Source organism: Streptomyces sp. NPDC048349 (genome assembly GCF_040651925.1).
Lineage (GTDB): Bacteria > Actinomycetota > Actinomycetes > Streptomycetales > Streptomycetaceae > Streptomyces.
Genome location: NZ_JBEZLA010000020.1, coordinates 1 through 19,530 on the forward strand (window position 1 = coordinate 1; position 19,530 = coordinate 19,530).

The 19,530-nt window shown below is 72.3% G+C and carries 21 protein-coding genes and 2 pseudogenes; 9 read left to right on the forward strand and 14 right to left on the reverse strand.

From position 1 onward, the window contains the following. A partial coding sequence (locus tag AB0D44_RS13530) for a substrate-binding domain-containing protein (protein WP_362589085.1) occupies positions 1–236 on the forward strand: 236 nt, incomplete at its 5' end. A 119-nt stretch (positions 237–355) separates the two neighbouring features. Here the strand turns inward: AB0D44_RS13530 and AB0D44_RS13535 are convergent. Further along, positions 356–1,876: a cellulase family glycosylhydrolase gene (locus tag AB0D44_RS13535; RefSeq protein ID WP_362589088.1), complete on the reverse strand. Its 1,521-nt coding sequence runs from the start codon at positions 1,874–1,876 to the stop codon at positions 356–358. A 506-nt stretch (positions 1,877–2,382) separates the two neighbouring features. Here AB0D44_RS13535 and AB0D44_RS13540 point away from each other — a divergent pair. Next, positions 2,383–3,636: a serine hydrolase domain-containing protein gene (locus AB0D44_RS13540; RefSeq protein ID WP_362589091.1), complete on the forward strand. Its 1,254-nt coding sequence runs from the start codon at positions 2,383–2,385 to the stop codon at positions 3,634–3,636. A gap of 15 nt (positions 3,637–3,651) precedes the next feature. On the opposite strand, the gene AB0D44_RS13545 is transcribed toward AB0D44_RS13540, so the two are convergent. The 5 genes and pseudogenes from AB0D44_RS13545 to AB0D44_RS13565 all read right to left on the reverse strand — a co-directional run. Further along, positions 3,652–4,203, reverse strand: coding sequence for a pyridoxamine 5'-phosphate oxidase family protein (locus tag AB0D44_RS13545; protein WP_362589094.1), 552 nt, complete (start codon positions 4,201–4,203; stop codon positions 3,652–3,654). 121 nt (positions 4,204–4,324) lie between these two features. Beyond that, positions 4,325–4,771 (reverse strand): SRPBCC domain-containing protein, encoded by a 447-nt coding sequence (locus AB0D44_RS13550; RefSeq protein ID WP_362589096.1) that lies wholly within the window; start codon positions 4,769–4,771, stop codon positions 4,325–4,327. A gap of 102 nt (positions 4,772–4,873) precedes the next feature. Then, positions 4,874–5,398 (reverse strand): hypothetical protein, encoded by a 525-nt coding sequence (locus AB0D44_RS13555; protein ID WP_362589098.1) that lies wholly within the window; start codon positions 5,396–5,398, stop codon positions 4,874–4,876. After that, positions 5,395–6,348 (reverse strand): class I SAM-dependent methyltransferase, encoded by a 954-nt coding sequence (locus tag AB0D44_RS13560; RefSeq protein ID WP_362589399.1) that lies wholly within the window; start codon positions 6,346–6,348, stop codon positions 5,395–5,397. The genes AB0D44_RS13555 and AB0D44_RS13560 overlap by 4 nt, the downstream gene beginning before the upstream one ends. 126 nt (positions 6,349–6,474) lie before the next feature. Further along, a pseudogene (locus AB0D44_RS13565) lies at positions 6,475–6,606 on the reverse strand (MFS transporter); the annotation flags it as partial. Between the two features lie 248 nt (positions 6,607–6,854). Between AB0D44_RS13565 and AB0D44_RS13570 the strand changes: the two are divergent. Next, positions 6,855–7,925, forward strand: coding sequence for a serine hydrolase domain-containing protein (locus AB0D44_RS13570; protein ID WP_362589100.1), 1,071 nt, complete (start codon positions 6,855–6,857; stop codon positions 7,923–7,925). Between the two features lie 108 nt (positions 7,926–8,033). On the opposite strand, the gene AB0D44_RS13575 is transcribed toward AB0D44_RS13570, so the two are convergent. Continuing rightward, positions 8,034–8,561, reverse strand: a complete 528-nt coding sequence (locus AB0D44_RS13575) for a GNAT family N-acetyltransferase (protein ID WP_362589103.1) — start codon at positions 8,559–8,561, stop codon at positions 8,034–8,036. Between the two features lie 79 nt (positions 8,562–8,640). Between AB0D44_RS13575 and AB0D44_RS13580 the strand changes: the two genes are divergently transcribed. The 3 genes from AB0D44_RS13580 (at position 8,641) to AB0D44_RS13590 (ending at position 10,254) form a co-directional block, all read left to right on the forward strand. Next, the gene (locus tag AB0D44_RS13580; protein WP_362589106.1) at positions 8,641–9,219 is read left to right on the forward strand and encodes a TetR/AcrR family transcriptional regulator; all 579 of its coding nucleotides are present in this window, start codon (positions 8,641–8,643) and stop codon (positions 9,217–9,219) included. A gap of 162 nt (positions 9,220–9,381) precedes the next feature. Next, positions 9,382–9,621, forward strand: a complete 240-nt coding sequence (locus tag AB0D44_RS13585; RefSeq protein WP_362589109.1) for a hypothetical protein — start codon at positions 9,382–9,384, stop codon at positions 9,619–9,621. Positions 9,622–9,726: 105 nt separating this feature from the next. After that, complete coding sequence (locus tag AB0D44_RS13590) at positions 9,727–10,254, forward strand: hypothetical protein (protein ID WP_362589111.1); 528 nt, start codon at positions 9,727–9,729, stop codon at positions 10,252–10,254. 169 nt (positions 10,255–10,423) lie between these two features. Here the strand turns inward: AB0D44_RS13590 and AB0D44_RS13595 are convergent, their stop codons facing one another. Further along, a complete protein-coding gene (locus AB0D44_RS13595; protein ID WP_362589114.1) occupies positions 10,424–10,801 on the reverse strand; it encodes a hypothetical protein in 378 nt (125 codons plus the stop codon). A gap of 229 nt (positions 10,802–11,030) precedes the next feature. On the opposite strand from AB0D44_RS13595, the gene AB0D44_RS13600 reads away from it, so the two are divergent. Further along, entirely contained in the window at positions 11,031–11,462 is a 432-nt protein-coding gene (locus AB0D44_RS13600) for a hypothetical protein (RefSeq protein ID WP_362589117.1), read from the forward strand. A gap of 92 nt (positions 11,463–11,554) precedes the next feature. Here the strand turns inward: AB0D44_RS13600 and AB0D44_RS13605 are convergent. After that, a pseudogene (locus AB0D44_RS13605) lies at positions 11,555–12,537 on the reverse strand (IS110 family transposase); the annotation flags it as partial. Positions 12,538–12,792: 255 nt separating this feature from the next. Between AB0D44_RS13605 and ligA the strand changes: the two are divergent. Further along, entirely contained in the window at positions 12,793–14,853 is a 2,061-nt protein-coding gene (ligA, locus tag AB0D44_RS13610) for an NAD-dependent DNA ligase LigA (RefSeq protein ID WP_362589119.1), read from the forward strand. A gap of 150 nt (positions 14,854–15,003) precedes the next feature. Here the strand turns inward: ligA and AB0D44_RS13615 are convergent, their stop codons facing one another. Further along, on the reverse strand, positions 15,004–15,621 hold the full coding sequence (locus AB0D44_RS13615; protein WP_362589122.1) for a TOPRIM nucleotidyl transferase/hydrolase domain-containing protein: 618 nt from the start codon (positions 15,619–15,621) through the stop codon (positions 15,004–15,006). A gap of 122 nt (positions 15,622–15,743) precedes the next feature. On the opposite strand from AB0D44_RS13615, the gene AB0D44_RS13620 reads away from it, so the two are divergent. After that, positions 15,744–16,463 (forward strand): hypothetical protein, encoded by a 720-nt coding sequence (locus tag AB0D44_RS13620; RefSeq protein ID WP_362589124.1) that lies wholly within the window; start codon positions 15,744–15,746, stop codon positions 16,461–16,463. A 51-nt stretch (positions 16,464–16,514) separates the two neighbouring features. Here AB0D44_RS13620 and AB0D44_RS13625 read toward each other — a convergent pair whose 3' ends face one another. From AB0D44_RS13625 to AB0D44_RS13640, 4 genes are all read right to left on the reverse strand, one after another. After that, complete coding sequence (locus AB0D44_RS13625; RefSeq protein ID WP_362589127.1) at positions 16,515–17,042, reverse strand: SMI1/KNR4 family protein; 528 nt, start codon at positions 17,040–17,042, stop codon at positions 16,515–16,517. Between the two features lie 17 nt (positions 17,043–17,059). Beyond that, positions 17,060–17,515, reverse strand: a complete 456-nt coding sequence (locus AB0D44_RS13630; RefSeq protein WP_362589130.1) for a hypothetical protein — start codon at positions 17,513–17,515, stop codon at positions 17,060–17,062. A 27-nt stretch (positions 17,516–17,542) separates the two neighbouring features. Next, a complete protein-coding gene (locus AB0D44_RS13635; protein ID WP_362589133.1) occupies positions 17,543–18,373 on the reverse strand; it encodes a GAF domain-containing protein in 831 nt (276 codons plus the stop codon). Positions 18,374–18,581: 208 nt separating this feature from the next. Then, complete coding sequence (locus AB0D44_RS13640) at positions 18,582–19,466, reverse strand: MBL fold metallo-hydrolase (RefSeq protein WP_362589135.1); 885 nt, start codon at positions 19,464–19,466, stop codon at positions 18,582–18,584. Positions 19,467–19,530: the final 64 nt, after the last annotated feature.

Genomic DNA, 19,530 nt, shown 5'->3' on the forward strand with positions numbered 1-19,530 from the left:
ACGTCGCCCTCGTCGGGGTCGACGACTCGGCGGTGGCCCGTCTGATGGACCCCCCGCTGACGAGCGTGCGCCAGCCGATCGAGGAGATGGGCCGCACGATGACCCGGCTGCTGCTCCGCAAGATCGCAGAGGAGTCCGAGGCCGCACCGGTGGCCGCCTCCGGGGCTGGGCCCCGGGCGGCCGAGGGGTCGCGCCGGGTCCTGCCTACCGAGCTGATCGTGCGTGACTCCTCCTGACGGATGAGCCGTGCGCAGCGGGAGGCTCCGCACGGCTCACGGCTCACGGCTCACGGCTCACGGCTCTCGGCTCACATGCGCGCCGGGTCACAGCGCCGGGCGGGCGTCGTGGGTGCCTTTCAGTCCAGGGCGCGAAGGCGGTCGCGCAGCCCGATGCCGAAGGGGGTGGGGGTGCCGTCGTACGAGGTGATCAGGGCCGGACCGGAGGTGCAGTCCCAGGTGTTCCAGGTCCAGCCGAGATACGAGAGGGAGCGGTCGTCGAACCAGTTCATGACGCGGTCGATGAAGGCGTGCCCGCAGGTGTTCTCGCCGATCTCGCCCGCCACCAGGGGGACGCGGGCGGCGATCGGGGCGAGGGTGCTGTCCCAACACGACTCGTTTGAGCACGAGTTGAAGTTGTAGACGTGCCAGGCGGCGGCGAGGTTGCCCGTCGGGTCGGTGGGGGAGTGGGCGGTCCATTGGCTCAGGTCGTTGGAGTACGCGATGCCGGGCACGAGGACGAGGTTGCGGGCCCCCGTCGCGCGGACCGCGTCCACCAGGTCCTGCATGCCGGCGACCTCGTAGCCGATGCCCGGACAGGTCCCGCCGTCCCGCCAGCAGGCCCATGCCTGGGCCGCGCTGCCCGTCGCCCGGTCGGGATAGGGCTCGTTGAACAGGTCGAAGACGACCCTCCGGTCCCCCTTGAAGGTGTTCGCCACCGAGGTCCAGAACGCCGGGGTGTACCGGGCGCCCGGCATCGGCTTCTGGCAGGAGGCGTGGACGTCGGCGCAGCCCGCCGAGTTGCCCGTGTACTGGCCGTGGGTCCAGTGCAGTTCGACGATCGGGGTCATGCCGTGGGCGAGCACCCGGTCGACCAGCCCTCTGACCGCCTCGACGTAGGGCGCGCCCCGGTATTCGGGCTTGATGTTCTCCAGGCCCAGCCAGCACTCCTCGTTGAGCGGGATGCGGACGGTATTGGCCTTCCAGTTCGCGATGGCCTTCACGGAGGCGTCGTCGACCGGACCGTCGAAGATGCCGTGGCCCTGCACGCACATGAACTCGCCGCCGGAGCGGTTGACGCCGAGGAGGCGACGGGTGGCGCCGTTCTGGTCGACCAGCCGGTTGCCGGAGACGCTCAGCTGGGGCGCCCCGGACGCCGGTCCGGTGGGTGTCGGGGTGGGGCTCGGGGGCGGGGTCTGGGTCGGTGTGGGTGTGGGTGTGGGGGTGGGGGTCGGCCCTGGTTCTCCGTTGCAGGGGATGCCGTTGAGCCTGAACGCGGCCGGCGGGCGGTTGGTACCCGACCAGGACGCGATGAAGCCGGTGGTGACGCTCGCGCCGGTGCCGAGCGTCGCGTTCCAGCTCTCGTTCACGGCCGTGGCGGACACGCCCGACTGGGACCATCTGGCGCCCCAGCCCTGGCTGATCCGCTGCCCGTCGGGGAAGTCGAAGCCGAGGCTCCAACCGCTCACATCGGCACCGTGGTTGGTGACCGTGGCGGAGCCTTGGAAGCCGCCGGCCCAGGAGCCGACGACCGAGTACTGCACGGTACAGACGGGTGAGGCCGCTGCTCCCGAGGCCGAACCGGCCACGGCGAGAGCGGTGCTCGCGATAGTGAGCGCTGCTCCTGCGAGCAGCGCGGACAAGCGTGGGGGACGTCGCATGAGCGACTCCTTGCGGCGAGGGCGCGCAGCTGATGACGCGCCGGCTGATGGAACCGCTCCCACTGGTGTGGCCAGACCGTAGCGCCAACTGCCACCCGGCAGAAGACCAGTTGCTCCAATTGCTCATCGGAATGGCCGGACTGGCCGCAGTGGCCGAAATCGCCTCGGCTCTCCCCGTGTCTTGACGCCGTCGTCCCCCGCCGACAAAGTGGGAGCGCTCCCACTGGTGAGGAGCTCGCCCCTCCGTCGTCACACCCTCGTCTCCCGCCCGACCCGAGGAGAACCACCGTGCCCCTACCGCGCCCGCGAACCCGCTCACACCGTCCGAGACGCTCACCGCCGCCGCAACACCCCCACCCGTAGGACGATGCGGACCGCGCCGACCGGTGCGTGATCGGCGGGGGATGCGCGACGGACGGCGGATGACCACCCCGGCGGACGGCCGTGAGGATGGTCGTCACCGGGAGCGCCCCGTCTCCCTCGTTGATCACGAAAGGGCGGATGCCTTGAAGATCCGACTGGTTTTAGGTGCGAGCGCGGCCGCGCTGGCCATGGGTGTGGGCACGGTGGGGGCAGCTCCCGCGCCCCACGGTACGAGGCCCGTGCCGAGCGCCGGCGCGAGCCCGTCGGCCTTCGGCCCCGGGAAACTCGATCCCGCGGGGCTGAAGTCCGCCCTGGACGGCGTCCACCGCGCCGGGATCCCGGGGGTGTACGCCGAAGTACGCGATGCCGGCCGGACATGGCGCGGCGCTTCCGGGGTCGCCGATCTCGGCACCGGCCGCCCCGTCCGGCCCGACATGCGCCAGCGCGTCGGCAGCATCACCAAGACCTTCACCGCCGCCGCCGTCATGCAGCAGGTGGAGCAGGGCCGGATCCGGCTGGACGCGCCGATCGGCGGCTATCTCCCGCACCTGGTACCGGGGGAGCGCGGCAACAAGATCACCGTTCGGATGCTCCTCAACCACACCAGCGGGATCCCCGACTACATCCCCTACGCGTTCCCGTCCCTCCAGACACCCTCGCCCGAGAGCCTGGACGACAACCGGTTCAGGCGGTTCCGCCCCGCCGAGCTGATCGAGCTGGGGCTCAACGCCCCTCCCGCCGCCGAACCAGGCGGCCTTCCGGGGGTCTACTCCAACACCAACTACCAGCTCCTCGGTCAACTCCTGGAGCAGGTGACCGGGACCCCGGCCGAGGAGTACATCACCCGCAACGTCATCGACCGTGCCGGGTTGCGGCACACCGAGTTCCCGGCCGGGCCGCGGATCAAGGGGCCGCACGCGCGGATGTACGAGGCCCTGTTCGGTCTGATCGACCCGCCGCGGGACTACAGCGTCTACGACACGTCCTGGGTGGGGCCGGGCGCCGCCCTGGTGTCGACCATGGAGGACCTCAACCGCTTCTACGGCGAGCTGCTCGACGGCGGGATAGTCAACCGGTCGTCGCTGGCGGAGATGCAGCGCACGATCCCCGTCATCGCCCTGGACGGTTCGACGATCGAGTACGGACTCGGTCTGCACAAGGTCGAGATGCAGGGCTGCGGCACCTTCTGGGGGAGCGACGGCACGGCGTGGGGAGCCGGAACGATGTCCCTGACCCGGGCCGACGGCAGGCGGCAGATGTCCGTGGCGGTCAACCTCCAGAGGTGGAACAAGCGGGACGCGGCCTCGGGGAAGCCGCAGCCCCACCCGATCGACGACGCGCTGTCGACGTGGTACCGGCAGGCGATGTGCGGCGAGGTGAGCACCCCGGCCGACTGACCGCAACGCCGTGGTCTAGAACGTCCACCGCGTATGGGTGTAGACCCCGCCGTTGCGGCCGAACCCGTACGCGGTGGCCGGGGCCACCGCGAACACCACCGCGTCTCCCTTCCGGAACGCGTCCCCGATCCCGTGGAAGGTGCCCTCCGGCGAGGTGATGTGCGGCCCGTACTTCGTCTCGTACGCGTTGATCACCTCCTCCAGCACCGCCGGGTCGGCGACCGGATCCGCGGTGCCCTCGACCACGAGGTCGAGACCTTCGACGAGCGAGTTTCCCCCGGTGGTCAGCGCGCAGTGTCCGTCATGGGCGAGGTTCTTCGCCTTCTGCTCGGTCCTGCCGGTGGAGAAGTACAGCACCCCGCCGTGCCAGGCGGCGACGACGGGAGTGACGTGCAGTCGGCCGTCGGGCCGCACCGTGGACACCCAGAAGATCTCGGCGGCCTCCAGCTGCCGCTGGGCCTCGGCCCACTCGGTGGCGGTGACGTCCGCGGCACCCGGTCGCGGGTTGAGCGCGGAGCTGTAGCGGGCATCGAGATCGGTCGCGGGCTGCTTTCCCTGTGTCGGCATGGCGGATCTCCTCTCCGCCCCATGGTGACCGGCTGCCCGCGCCGGACTCGTCGCCGCGCCGGGGTGCGTCCGTATGCCCCCCGATCGACAGCGCTCGGAAGGGGCCGGCGCCGAGCACGGGTCACGTCCAGTCGTCGGGGCCCGGGTCGCCGCCCTCCGCCCAGACCACGAGGCGGCGGAGGTAGTGGGTCCACGCCTCCGCCTGCGCGGCGCAGGCCTCGGGGGAGGGCAGGCCGCGGTGGGTCAGGCGCAGCAGGGTGCCCTCGCCGACCCCGTCGAGGGTGATCTCCACGGTGGAGGTGCCGGGGGTCACGGCCATGTCGGCCATGTCGCCCTCGGTCCAGCCCCAGGTGAAAGCCAGCCGTTTCGGCGCGTCGATCTCGGTGAACCGCCCCTCGGCGACGTTGTCGCCCCGGACGGTGGTCCGGTACGGGCCGCCGGGCTCGAAGGTGAACTCGCCGTCCTTGCCCATCCAGGCCAGCCACTTGTCGGGTTCGCTGAAGAAGGAGAACACCGTCCGGGGGCGGGCGGCGATGTGCCGCTCCAGGATGACTGCGTCTGTCGGCACTGCGCGGTCCCTTCGGGAAGCGGCCCGTTCTGGCGCAGCGTAATCAGCCCGCGGTTGCGCAGCACCTCGAGGCGCCGGGAGGCCGGGCCGGAGGCCGGCTGGTCACTGCACGTGCCGGTACCAGCGTCGGTGGACGACGGGTTCCACGCACAGCACGGCGACGGCCGCGAGGACGCCGACCAGCAGGCCCGGTCCGCCGCCGCCGTTGAGCAGCGCGCCGAGACAGGCGGTGGCGACGGCGAGCGGCCGCAGCAGGGTCAGCGGGCCGAGGCCGATGACCATCGCGAGGGTGCTGGCGCGGAACGGCAGGACGAAGTACGCGGCGAGCGAGAGCAGGACCGCGGTGGCGTACACGGTGAGCGGGGCCAGGAAACCGAGGCCTCCCGCCGCCAGGGCGTCGTACCTGCGGGCCGGGTCGGGTGCGGTCAGCAGCAGGAGAGCGGCGGTCAGCGCGGGTGCGAGCAGCAGGACGCCCCCGACGGCCAGCCCGCGCAGCGCCGCCCGGGCGGTGGCCCGGTGCTTGCGGATGCGGGCGTCGCGGCCGGCGTAGGCGCGGAAGCCGCTGAAGGTCGCGTCGAGCAGACCGAGCAGCGCGAGCAGGGGGGCGACCAGTACGGCGGCCCTCACCGGAGGGCCCCGGCGGGGTGCTCCGGGGCGACGAGGTGCTCCGGGCCGACGAGGCGGCGCGAGGCCCGCCCGAGGGCCCGGCGCAGCGGCGCCTCCAGGTGCGGGCGCACTCCTACGACCGGCCGCAACGTGGTGCAGAACGGGTTCGCCGCGCCCCGCGGCTCGTACAGCAGGGGCCGGATGCCCGGTACGTCGGCGGCGCGCAGCAGCGCCTCGTCGCTGTGGGCGCGCTGCGCGGAGACGACGCCGTCGTGGCGGCCGAGGGGGTGACGCATCCGGGCGCGGTGGAAGATCCAGGCGCCGATGGGCGCGAGGCGGGTCGCGGCGATGTCGAAGTGGCAGAAGGCCTGCGCGGGTGAGGCGGCCTGGGCCTGGAAGAACTCGGCGAGGGCCGGGCCGCGGAAGTGGTGCAGCACGCCGGTGGAGATGTAGACGGTGGCCGCCTCCGGGAGGTCGAAGGCGTTTCCGTGGACGAAGCGGCAGTCGAGGCCCTCCGCGCGGGCCAGCTGGTCTGCTTCGCCGACCAGCGCGGCGTCGAGGTCGACTCCGACCAGCTCGACGTCCGCGCCGAGCGCGTGGGTGGACGCGATCCAGCGGATCGCGTAGCCGAGCCCGCAACCGACGTCGACCAGGCGGTAGGGCCCGGCCTGCCCGGAGGCGGACCGGATCGCGGTGAAGAGCGGGCGGAGCAAGTGGACCAGGCGTTCGCCGATCCGGAGCTCCTCACTCAGGCGCTGGAGCTCGGTGTGCACGCTGATGAGCAGGCGGTCCACGGCGTGGGGGTCGAGTATGCCGTCGCGGTCCGCGGGGAGGTCGGCGACGATCCCGGCCGCGCGCTCGTCACCGCTCTCGCGGAGCTGCCGGATCACCTCGGCGCGCCAGACCGGGAGCCGGTGGCCGTTGACCGGATCGACCGCGGTGATCAGGTCGGATATCTCGAGTGGGTGCACGGGGCAGAACCCTACGGCCTCGCGCGCCGCACCCGACCACCTCCCCCGACGGGCCCTACGACCTTCCCCGCCGAGCCCACGCCCTCCCGGCGCGGGAGCAGCATCGGGGTGGCCGGCAGAGGAACAGCCGAGCCGTCCGAGCACGAACGCGGCCGGGACGCTCATCAACGCCGCGAACCGGGTCGGGTCCATCGCCACCATGGCCGGCCGCTTGCGGCGGAACTCCACCCACGGGCCGAGCGGCACCGCCACCACGGCCCGGCCCTCCCGCCCGCCCCGCCCCGGCACCGGGGGTCAGCCCTACCAGGAGCCCGGCCGGTAGCAGGATCGCCCGCGGCTGCCGTACCCGGACAAGCTGGGCCCTGCACATACCGCTGGTTTCCCGACGACCGCGTAGGAGTTGACCCGTGCGTGAACAGACTGGGCAGAGGCCTCGTCCTTCCCGGCGGCACCGGACCGGGCGGCGCAGAGCCGTTGCAGCCGTAGCCGCGGCGGTGGTCGGCATCATGGCCGTGGGCGCCCCGGCACCGCCCGTGGTGCACGCCGCTGCCCGACCGGACCCCGTCCGGCAGGGCCTGAGCGCGCTGGTGCGCACCGATGGCCTGCCCGCCGCGCTGGCGAGCGTCCAGGACCGCGACGGCCGAACCCGCACCTATACGGCGGGGGCGGGCGACCTGGCCACCGGCTCGAAGGTGCCCGAGGACGGACAGGTGCGGATCGGCAGCACCACCAAGACGTTCACCGCGGTGGTCGTGCTGCAATTGGCCGCCGAAGGGAAGATCGACCTCGACACCTCGGTCGACACCTACCTGCCGGGCGTCGTCCGCGGGGAGGACATCGACGGGAGCCGCATCACCGTCCGCCGGCTCCTCCAGCACACCAGCGGACTTCCCGAGTACGAACACCTCGTCGGCGACGACATCCTTCGCGGCCGGTACTTCGAACCCCGCGAGCTCCTGGACATCGCCTTGCGGCACAAGGCCGACTTCGCCCCGGGAACGACATGGGCGTACAGCAACACGAACTACGTCGTGGCCGGCTTGATCGTCCAGAAGGTCACCGGCCGCCCCCTGGGCGAGGAGATGGACCGGCGCGTCATCAAGCCCCTCGGGCTGCGCCACACATCCTTCCCCTCGGCCGGGGACATGACGATCCGAGAGCCCCATCCCCGGGGCTACCGCAGGGATTCGGCAGGAGCGCCGCTGCGCGACGTCACGGAAATCGACCCCTCCGCGGCCTGGGCGGCGGGCCAGCTGATCTCCACCAACTCCGACCTCAACCGGTTCTTCACCGCGCTCCTCGCCGGCCGCCTCCTCCCGGCGGAACAGCTCACCCAGATGCGCGCCACCGTCCCCATCGGGAACACCGGCGCGGGCTACGGCCTGGGGCTCATGAGCAGGCCGTTGTCGTGCGGTGGTGTCTACTGGGGCCACGGCGGAGACATCGAGGGCTACGAGAGCCGCGGCGGAGCCACCGACGACGGCCGCGCGGCCCACGCCGCGGTCACCGCCATCCCGACGGACGGGACAGCCACGAGGCACCTGGAGAGCGTGGTGGACACGGCCCTGTGCCGCTGAAAGGCGGAGGAGTCCGCGACGACCGCGGAAGCCCACGGGGCGGGCCGGCGGGCACGACGTGCGGCGCAGGGGCCGTCGGGGGAGGTGCCCGCCCGAGTGCGGCCGCGGTCAGTGCTCGGCGCGGGTGGCGTGCAGGTCGAGGGTCCAGTTCTGGCCGACCAGGTCGTGGCCGAAGCTGTGGTGGGGTGCCTGATCCGCGAGCGTGAAACCGAAGCCCTGGTAGATCTTGCGCGCGGAGACCAGTACGTCGTTGGTCCACAGCGTCACCTGCCGGTAGCTGGCTGCCCGGGCGAAGGCCAGGCACTCCTCGACCAGGCGGCTGCCGAGGCCGAGGCCCCTGGCCTTCGGGGTGACGAGCAGGATGCGCAGTTTCGCGACGCCCGGTTCGTCGCCGGCGACCAGGAAGACGCAGCCCGCGCGCTCACCGTCGACGTCGGCGATCCACGCTGCCTCACGCGCCGGGTCGTGCGCGGTGCCGTAGTCGGCGACGATCTTGGCCACCAGGGCCTCGAATGCCGCGTTCCAGCCGAACTGCTCGTCGTAGACCTCGCCGTGGGCCATCACCACCCAGCCCAGGTCGCCGGGACGGTCCGCGCGGCGCACGACGACGTCCGGCTGGTGTTCCTCCTGCGACACGGCTTGCTCTCCCGGCCCTCGGCTTGTTCGACTGCCCGCGTACTGAAACAACTGTTTCAGTACGCGCTAGGCTAGCCCCGTGCCTGAGCAACCGACAACCCCCTCCGCCCGGCAGACCGAGCTGCTGGAAGCCGCCTACCGGTACGCGCTCGCGCACGGCCTGGCGGACCTGTCCCTGCGTCCCCTGGCCACGGCCATCGGCTCCAGCCCCCGGGTCCTGATGTTCTTGTTCGGCACCAAGGACGGCCTGGTGAAGGCCCTCCTCGCCCGGGCCCGCACCGACGAGCTGGAGCTCCTGGACGAGCTCCGGCCGCCCGGCGGGCCCCTCGGTCTCGCCCCTGCGGTCGAGCGGGTCTGGACGTGGCTCGCCGCCGAGGAGCACCGCCCGCTCCTGCGGCTCTGGGCCGAGGCGTACGCGCGCTCCCTCGTCGAGCCGGACGGAGCCTGGGCCGGCTTCGCCCGGGCCACCGTGCACGACTGGCTCGACGTCCTGGCCGCCTGCCAGCCACCGACCGAGCGGGACAGCGACGAGGGCGCCACCCGCCGCACCCTGGCCCTCGCGGTGCTCCGTGGCGCCCTGCTCGACCTCCTCGCCACCAACGACGAACCCCGCACCACCACCGCCGTGCACCAGCAGCTCACCCTGCTGGGCGGATAGCCGTACCCCGTCGCACAGCGCCCCGCGTGACCGCGCCACCAGCGGCGGAACCGGTGTCGGAGCCATTGGAGTGAATCGCCGTTGCCTGCCGCCCCGTCGTGATGTTGCACCGGCCGACGCGCACATTCACCAGCGCGTCTTCGAGAAATCCTTGGGAGAGTCATGCGCATCCGTTCCGCTCTGACCGCATCCGTCCTGGCCGCCGGCATCCTGCTGGGTGGCGCCGGCGCCGCCCTGGCCGACGACGTCGAGATCGACTACTTCTCCGGCGGCCACGCCGGCTACGCGTCGAGCTGCACCACCGCCGCGGCCATTCCGGCGCAGACCGGTCCCGTCTACACCTCGGCGTGCAACGCGGCGGGCGAGAAGGAGTGGGCCGAGGTCGGTCACCTGGGCGCCTAGCACCCGGGCAGTACCGCAGGGGCGGTCGACGGCAACGCCGACCGCCCCTGCGGCGCCTCCATTGCCGCTCGGGGGTCCTTCGCGGCACCGTGCATACTGCTGGACATGACCTCATCCCCCGCCGCCCGCATACACATGATGATCACCTTCGCGCTGGTGATGTGCGGAGCAGTCGGTGGGGCCTGCTTCGGCCTTCTCCTGGGTGGCCGGATGACGGCCGTGATCGCCGGGGGCGCGGCCGGCCTCGGAGCGGGGATCGGCTCGCTCCTCTCGCGCCGCCACGTGGCGGCCTTCCTCCGGCCCGAGCGCGGAGCCGTCCGGGCCGACGGGTACGCGGAGGGGATCGCCGACGCGGTGCTGGTGACCATCGCGACCTACCAGGCCGCGGTCTTCCCCCTGACCCCCGACGGTGTGAGCGAGGGGGAACGGGACGCTCGCCGCACCGTCGCCTACCGGGTCTCGGCCTACGACGGCCTGCCCCTCGCGGTCCGCCTGTCCGCGGCCGCGGCGCTCGAGGCCCTCGACCAGGGCCTGGACGCCGAACACGCCCAGGCCGCCGTGAAGGCCCTGTCCCTCGCCGTCTACGACCACCGCGCCGGCCGCGGCCCCCGGCAGCCCGCCGTGCAGCAGTAGCCCTCCCGGGGAGCCGGAGCAGCGCGAAGGGGCCCGGACCTGGTCGGTCCGGGCCCCGGCCGTCCGCGCAGCGGGCGAGGTCGGGCGGCGACACGGGTGCGGTCATCGCGTGGTCAAGGCCATGGCCGTCCGTCCCGCGCAGCGGGAGACCCCGTCGATCGAGCGGAGGTCAGCAGCGGGTGGACACGCCGCCCGTCTCGTCCCCCTTCAGCAGGCCGCCCCAGATCCAGTTGCCGGAGTAGAGCCGGACCCACTTGTCGTGAGCGACGCCGTTCTGGTTCACCCACTGGCCGTGGCTCCAGCACGAGGCGTTGAGGCCGGTGTTGGCGCCCACCGAGTAGACGATGCCGCAGTTCGTGGACGCACAGCTGCGCACGTTCGCGGAGGTCCAGGTCGTGACGACCTGGTTGATACCCACATCGGAGGTCGAATTCCCGGTGCCCGGCCGGTCGGCGGGCGGTGTCGCCGCGGCAGCGGGCGCGGCCATTGCGGTGGTGGCCAGCATCCCTGCCGCGATCGTCGTTAACACTTTGACGCGCACGTGCATGGAGAAGTTCCCCCTTTACGGATGATCTGCCGGTATATCCGGCGCCAGAGACGCTAACTGACCGGCGGTCAGCGTGTTGAGTCATGTACTGGCCAACCTGAACGCGGCTGCCGTGGCCGACCGCAACCGGCCGCGGGGGGCTCCTTCGGAACGCCCGTGCGACCGCCGTTGAAGCTCCTATAGATCGTCAAGCTGGTCGGCTGTCGTGGCTGGGTCGTACTGTGCCTGGGTGCGCTACTTGGTGGAGCCCTTCATCATCGGGGCCTTGAGGCGGGGCCGTTCGGTCGAGCAGTTCCTCGGGCCGGTCGGCTCGCCCGAACGCCCCGGTGTGAGGTATGCCGAGGTCCGGGCGGCGAGGACGTCGTATGAGGTCTATGTCCATGCCGTCGAAGATGTCGGGCACGAGGATTTTCTGGACCTGGACGTGTTCCCGCCGCTCGATCAGGACGCCGAGGAAGAGGACTTCGGCCAGCTCCTGGGCACGGCTGAGGACCCGCAGGACGCGCTGGTTCTTGCCGAGGAGTGCACGGGCGCTGTTCGTGGGCGATGGGTCAACCAGGGTGTCGTGCAGGACGAGTACCGTGACTTTGTCCGGGCCGGCCGCCCGTCAGGCATCTCTCCGGACGGGCATCCCTGGCCTGACCTGCGCACCACCCCGTGACGAATCGATCGCCTCGTTCAGGTGGCCGGTGTTGGGACCGGGACGCCGGTGGCTTTGATATGCCTGTAGACCTCGCGGGCGACGAACCTCTACAGGCACGGCATGACGTCCTTGGTGGACATGCCTCGGCGGTGCGTCTGGCGACGTACTCCCTGGTCCGTGCGTCGCATTGCATGCGAACCAGGACGATGGTGTAGAGGGCGCTGTTGGTGTGCCGGTCTCCGCCGCGGTTGATGCGGTGGCGGTTGGTGTGGCCCGACGAGGCGGGGATCGGGGCGGCCGCGCACAGGTGGGCGAAGGATGCTTCGGACCGGAGCCGGTCGGGGTTGTCTCCGGCGGTGATCAGCAGCTGGCCGGCCGTCTCGATGCCGACTCCGGGCAGGGCGACGAGGCTCGGGGCCGCGCGGGTCACGAGGGGGGCGAGGTCGGCGTCGGCCTCCTTGATCTCCTGCTGAAGGGCCTGGTAGCGGCGGGCGAGGCGACGCAAGGCCGTCCTGGCCGCCAAGTCAGGGTCGGTCAGGTCCCCGGTGGGCCGGGTCCGGGCGAGGGGGCGATGAGCACGGCGGTGGGCAGTCCCCGCAGCTTCTCCCGCAGGGCGGAGGGCGCGGTGACCAACAAAAAGCGGATCTGGTTGATGGTCTGGGTGCAGGCCTTGACCGCGCTCTTGCCGACCACGCGCAGCGCGCGGATGGCTTCCACGATCCCGTTGCGGCTCTTGGGCGTTCCGCTCACGGCCGGAGAGGACGGCGGTGGCCGCCGCGTAGGCGTCGATCGGATCGGACTTGCCGTGGGCCCGTCTTGCCCTGCGGTCCGGGCGGTCGACCTCCACGACCGTGATGCCGCTGGCCGTCAGGAACCGGGCGCGTTCGGCGCCGTAGGCCCCGGTCCCCTCCATCCCGACCGCGATGACGTCCCCCTGGGCACGCAGCCAGGCCAGCAGCTGCCCGTAGCCGGCCGAGGTCGTCTCGAACGACTGCGTGTCCAGGTGGCGGCCGACCGAGTCGATCACTGCGGCTTGGTGGATGTCCGTGTGGGTGTCGACTCCGCCGATCACTGCTATCCCGGGCGCACTCACGCTTACTCTGCCGTCCTTCGTAAGAGGCGTGGTGGAACAGCGTGTGCTGCCCGGGCAGACGGACGAGACAGTGAAGAGGCCTGACGGCCAAGCTCCTATGAGGTCACGGACGCCCATGAGTACACGCAGTGGCATCGCCCGCGGGCCGACGATTCTACGCACAGGCAGCCGAAGCGCCAATCAGACCCAGAGTCAGACCCCCGAGCGATGCCGCCTACATCCTCACTGTCAGACCCGTGGGCAAGGATCATGCTCATGAAGAGCACTCCCGCCGAAGAGGCGCTGTCCGTCATGTCCGGCCGCGATGACTACGCGGGCGCGGCCACCCGCCTGCGCGAGCTCTCGCGTGCGTACTACGGCGAGGGCGACAGCCCGGTCGATGACGCCACCTACGACCGGCTCCGGCTCGCCGTGCTGGCCTGGGAGCAGGCGCACCCGGACGAGATGGCCCATGACTCCCCGACCGGTCTCGTCGCGGACGGCGCCGCACCGGCCGGGGACGTCGCGCACACCACGCCCCTGCTCAGCCTGGACAACGTCTTCGACCCGGCCGGCCTCATCGCGTGGGGGACCTCGCTCCAGCGCCGCCTGGGACACGCGCCCGCCGGCGGGTTCACCGTGGAACCGAAGATGGACGGTGCGGCCGTCGCGGCCCGCTACCGCGCCGGGCGGCTGGAGCAGATCATCACCCGCGGCAACGGAACCCACGGCGAGGACGTCAGCCACGTCATCGGCACCATCGAGGGTCTGCCCGAGCTCCTGCCCGTGCCGGCCACGTTCGAGGTCCGCGGCGAAGTGCTGTTCACGCAGGCGCAGTTCGAAACCGCGAACGAAGTCCGCACCGCCCACGGCGCACAGGTCTTCGCCAACCCGCGCAACGGCACGGCCGGCACCCTGCGCGCGAAGGACCGGCCCTACCGGCTCGCGATGACCTTCTGGGCGTACGGCGCCGTCGACCTCGACGGCGCCGCCTTCCTGCCCTCCGGAGCCACGCACGCCGAGGTCCTGGCCGCCGTCGCCGGGGCCGGCGTACAGACGACGGCCGACACGGCCGCCGGCCTGCACGTGGTCGCGACCCTCGCCGAGGCGCAGCAGAGGGTCGACGAGACGGCCGCCCTGCGCGCCGCCCTGCCGTTCGGCATCGACGGCGTCGTCATCAAGGCGAACGACGCGGCCGAGCAGGCCGCTGCCGGCTTCGGCAGCCGGTTCCCGTACTGGGCGATCGCCTTCAAACTCCCGGCCGTCGAGCGGCAGACGGTCTTGCACGACGTGGTGTGGGAGGTGGGCCGCACCGGAGTGCTCGCCCCGACGGCCGTCCTCGAACCGGTGGACATAGACGGCTCCACGGTCACCCGGGCCACCCTGCACAACCCGGCCGACATCCGGCGCCGCGACCTCCACATCGGAGACACCGTCACGGTCTACAAGGCGGGCGACATCATTCCCCGCGTGCAAGCCGCCGTCGTCGGCCTGCGCCCGGCCGACGCCCAGGAGGTGCCGCTGCCCACGGCCTGCCCCCGCTGCGGCGGGGACATCAACAAGGACCAGGAGCGGTGGCGCTGCGCGCAGGGGACCGCCTGCGCCTTGCCCGCACTGATCGAGTACGCCGCCGGCCGCGACATGCTCGACATCGACGGCCTCGGAAGGACGTACGTCAAGGCCTTGATCGAGGCCGGCGCGGTCACGGACGTCGCGGACCTGTTCACGCTCACGGAGGACCAGCTCACCGCCGCTTCCGGCAGCGCCAAGCGCGGAGCGAAACTGGCCGAGCAGATCACGGCCGCCAAGTCCCGGCCGCTCAGCCGCGTCTTCTGCGCCCTGGGCGTCCTCGGCACCGGGCGCAGCATGTCCCGCCGCATCGCCGCGCACTTCGGCTCCATGGACGCCATCCGGCAGGCCGACGCCGCGCTGATGCAGGAAGTCGAGGGCATTGGCGGGGAGAAGGCTCCTGTCATCGTCGAGCAGGTCGCCTCCCTGGCCCCGGTCATCGACAAGCTGGCCGCGGCCGGGGTCAACATGAAGGAACCCCAGGAGGTGCGGGCGGCCGGCGAGGGCCCGCTGGCGAACGCGACCGTCGTCGTCACCGGCAAGATGAGCGGCCCGCTGGTGAACCTGGCCCGCTCCGAGATGAACACCTTGATCGAGAAGGCCGGCGGCAGAGCGGGCAGCAGCGTCAACTCCAAGACCACGTACCTGGTCTGCGCGCCCGCTTCGAGCGGCAAGCCGAGCTCCAAGGCCGTCAAGGCCGCGGAACTGGGCGTCACGGTCCTGACCCCGGAGGCCTTCGCCGAACTCGTTGCTGATCACCTCGGCTGAAGGTGGTCACGGCCCTGCGGGCGTCCTCGCGGAGGGGCACGGGCAGGTCGCGCCGCCTGGTCGCCGGGTCGGCCGTTGGAGTCCTGCACGGCCGTGGCGGTGAGGACCTCGGCGCAGGCCTTCGGCCTGGTCTGGGAGCCGGGCCGGGTGTTACAGGCTCGCGAACAGGTCGTCGAGGGGGGCCGGTACCTCGTCGTGGCCGAGGGCCTCGACGAGGAGGCGGCCGTAGCGGATCTTGCGCCCCTTCTTCGTGCCGAGGAAGCGCCGCAACTGCCGCTGCCGGGGGCGCCCGTGCTGTGCGGGCTGGTGCAGGAAGGTCTGCCAGGCGCGGAGGTCGCCCTCGGCCCGGATGATCTCCTCGACCCGGGCCGTGCCCAGTGCGCGGATGAGCTCGTCCTCCAGGTCCGCCACACACACGAAGACGTCCCCGCGCGGCGCCCCCGCCCGCTCCAGTCCGCGGTCGAAGAAGGGCTGCTCGCGCTCGTCGCACAGGCCGGCCAGGCGCAGGCCGAGGCCGGGCGGGCCGAGGAGGCCGGCGTAGCGGCCGATGCTCATCGCGCCGCCCATCGACACCACGCACACCGCCTCTGCCGCCAGGTCCCGGCCCCTACGGGTGGCCAGCGCTTCAACGGCCGCGAGGTCACTGGGTCCTTCCAGCAGGACGGCCGTGTGCACGCCCAGCGGCACGGCCAGATCACCCGCCGGGCCGCCGGGGCCGTCCGCCGCTCGGCGACCGACCTCGTTCCGGAACGCTTGCATGTCCGCCATGGAGCGAGTCTGCATCTCCACCGGCGGTACGCGCACGGAAATATCCGGCTTGACCACCCCGGAGGGTCCGGGCGGGTCCCGGCGTTCACCCGTCACGGCCGCAGTGCCGGTAGCGTGGTCGGGTGATCTCCGGTGACGCCTTCGTGCAGCGACTGCGGGCCCTGGCCGCGCGGGTACCGTTCGACCTCGACGTACAACCCGGGGCGACGGCGGCCGACTTCGACCGCTGGCCCGTTCCGGTGCCGAGCACGGCGCGGGAACTCCTGGGCCGCTTGGGAGGCTTCACGGTGCCGCCGGTGGAGTTCGTACTGACCGGCCACCCCCGGCAGGCCGGCGACCACGGTGTCCCGCATCCCCACTGGCTGGTCACCGACGACGGCGGTGGCGGCGTCACCTGGGTCGACATCGAGGCCGACGGCCGGTGGGGCCAGGTCCTGATGCAGTACCGCGAGGGCGGACTCTTCGTGGAGGCCGACTCGCTGCCGCACTGGGTCGACCGCCTGATCGGGACGGCGGAGGACCTGGTCGACGGGACGGGCTTCGAGGAGGGCCTCCAGCCGTACGCCGACGATTTCTGGGACCTGCTGCAGCTGGACGGCCCGGAGCTGCCGCTGCACCCCGCGGCCGAACTCCGGACGGCCCCCGGCTGCGACCCGGTGGTGGCGGGGCTCGCCGCGCGGGTGCCGGACGGCGCGTTGATCGCCGATCTCCGCGGAGCCGTGCCGGGCAGCCGGGCCCGCTTCGATCGGGCGCTCAGGCGCTACCGCCTGGACCGGGCCGTCGGCGGGCCGGTGTTCGCCGCCGTTCCCCGGGACGCGGCCCCCGACCCGACGGGTCCATGAGCGCTCGATGCTGCCGGCCGGGCCCGGCCCAGGCGATCTCCCAGGAGCGGGCTACACGAAACCGGGCTGCCCGGTCTCGTTGAAACGGTGGACCGATCGGCGCAGGAGGTCGAGGAACCCGGCGAAGTCGTTCGTGATGCGCTCGAACCCGACCTCCTCGGAAGCACCCCGCGAGCGCCACACGGCAGCGTCCGCGCCGACCGCGTACTGGATCCCGCCCCCGTCGGAGCCGATGAGTACGGCGGGGACGGTTCCGCCCGCCTCGGGCAGATCGATGCGGTCGCCGAGCGCCTGGGATCCGGAGTGCAGGAAGTAGGCGTTGCCGACGTCGCTCATGTGTACGGCGCCAATCTCGCTGTAGTACAGGGCGAGATCGGCGAAGGCCGTGGACTCGGCGGCAAGCCGGCCTGCAGCGGCCCGGTCGCCCGCCTCTGGGGGACGAATCCTGTTCTCCCCCGGGCCATATCCGTACGTCTCCTCGAAGCCGCAGGTCACGGCGTGGAGGGCCGCGGAGACCTCCTCGCGCCACGCGGCGAGGGAGGCAGCCGTGAGAGGGGCGGGGTCGTACGTATCGTGCATGGCCCCATCCTCACCTTTCAGTCGGGCCGGTTGCGTACGGACCGAGGCGTCGGCCGACGGAGCCGTGGGCGGCGGCGGGGCCGGTCAGCGGCCGTTCGGGCGTATCCGGCGGCGGTCATTCCCGTTGCGCCGGCCGCGAGTACCGGGCCGATCCACCACAGCCCGTCGGTCATGCGCGCGAGCGCGAAGGCCACTACGAGGAACGCGCAGGTGGCCAGCGCGGTCACGGCCAGGTGCGGCAGTGCCTCGTCCTGCTCGCGCGCCAGATCGGCGTCGACCCGTTGCGTCGCCCTCTGCACGGCGTGCAGGCGCAGCGCGTCCATCGCGAGCCCGTCCCGGGGCGCGGGCGGCTCCTCCTCGCGGCGCTCCTCACCGCTCGGCCGGCTGCTGCTCGGCTCTTCGCTGCTGAGCTCGTCGTGGCGCGGGTCCTCGTCGGGGCCGTCGCCCGTCCCGCCGTCCGTGGTCGAGGGCATGGTCGCCTCCTCTCGCTCGGTCCTCGGTCAGGGGACGATGGGTATCCGGCCGGCCGCCAGCAGTGTGGCCAGTGCCTGGATCAGTTTCCGGTGGTCGTCGGCGAACTGGCCCAGCTCGGGGGCGTCCACGGACAGCATGCCGAAGTGGCGGGAGCCGTCGGTGACCGGAGCGGCGATCACGGCCCGGTAGCTGTTGCCTGAGGTCGGCCGCAGGTGGCTGATCCGGCTCGGCGTCCCGTCGACGGCCCACACCTGGTCGACGTCCAGGATCTCGGTCTTGATGTGGGTGCCGCCGGTGCTGTTGCCGGGGATCACGGACCGGGGCGGGGAGGCGTGGGGCGGGCGGAACCCTTTGAGTCGGAAGTCCCCCGAGGGCGTCAGTTCGTAGTAGGCGCTCCTGGCCCGCGCCTCGGAGAGCGGGGTGATCGGCGGCACGGTCAGGTCCACGGCCGCCTCCAGCACCGTGTCCACCAGTCTGTCGAACTCCCCGGTCAGCGTCGGATCGGGAGGCGTTCCCGGCACGACCGGCGAGGGGCCCAGTGCCTGGTGCCGCGATGCCTGGGCCTTGATGCCCGCGGCGACCGCCGGAAGCACGGCCGTGTAGAGCACGGTCAGCTCGGTCTCGGCTTTGATCGCCCGTTCGCGGGCTCGTGCCCGGGCCCGCTCGGCCAGGTGGTTCTCCACGAAGGTGCCGAGCACGGCGACCATGGCCAGTGACATGCCGACCAGGTAGATCGAGCTCTTGTCGTCGTGGCGGGCGAACCCCTCGCCGTAGGTGCCGACCGCCACGAGCCCGGCACCGGAAAGGGCGGATATCGAAAAGAAGAAGATGACCTTGCGCCAGTACTTCCACCCCACGCGCCGTTCCTCCCCAGTTCCCCCGACACGCCCGAGTCGGCTGTGTCCCGGCGGTGATCGGGGACGAGCCGTTCCTGCATCGTTCCACCGGGGGTCCGGGGCAAACCCGGACGGTGCGGTCCTGTGAGCCCTGCCGGCCCGGCGGGCGCGCGGGGGATCGGGGAGTACCCGGGGCCGGCGCCGCCGATGGCGCCGGGCCCCCTGCGGGTCAGGCGTCCACGGGGTGCCACGCGGGGCCGTCCCCGCCCGGCCGGACGTGTCCGAACACCACGTCGGCGAAGTGGACGCCGAAGCCGAGCGTGCCCGGCTCCGCCAGCTCGGCGACGAGGCGGCGGCGGTGGTCGGCGGTCCGGGCGGGATCGTGGTCGAAGGCCGCGGACCACTCGGGGTGGTCGATCTGGATCGGCGAGTGCAGGGCGTCGCCGAAGGCGATCAGCCGCTGCCCGCCCCCGGTGATGACGTACTCGGCGTGTCCGACGGTGTGGCCGGGCGTGATCCGCACGCGGACGCCCGGGAAGACTTCCTGCCCGTCCGTGACCGTACGGACGCGGGAGGCCAGGGCCGCGACCTGCTCGCTCATGCCCTCGGCCTCCAGGAGGTCGCGCCGGTCCCACTCGAGCTCGGAGATCAGGTATTCGGCGTGACCGAGCAGCGGCCGGTCACTGCCGGGAGCGGGGTGGCAGGCCCAGCCGAGGTGGTCGGCATGGAGGTGGGTGAAGGCCACGGCTTCGATGTCCTCGGGGCGGCGGCCGAGTTCGGCCAGGCCGTGCGGGAGCGCACCTCCGCGGATCACGGCGAGGGGGCCGTCCGGATCCTCGAACGTCTGCGGGCCCACGCCCGCGTCGATCAGCAGGGCGCGGTCGCCGCGCTCCACGAGCAGAGCGCCGACGCTCCCCACGACGTGGCCCGTGGCGTCCAGGTACTCCGGGTGCGCGGCCCAGACCTCGTCGGTGGTGTCCGGGAGCAGTCGCAGGGGCCGCAGCCGTACGTCGCCGTCCGGCACGTACGACACCTTCGTGTCGCCCAGCCGTATCGAACGGATTCCCGCCGGCCGGTGCAGCCGTGCGTCCCGGTCCACCGTCAAGTCAGCCATGGGTTCTCTCCTGTGAGTCGTCATCAGTCGTCGCGGCGTCTGCCGCGGCGACGGCGCTCACCAT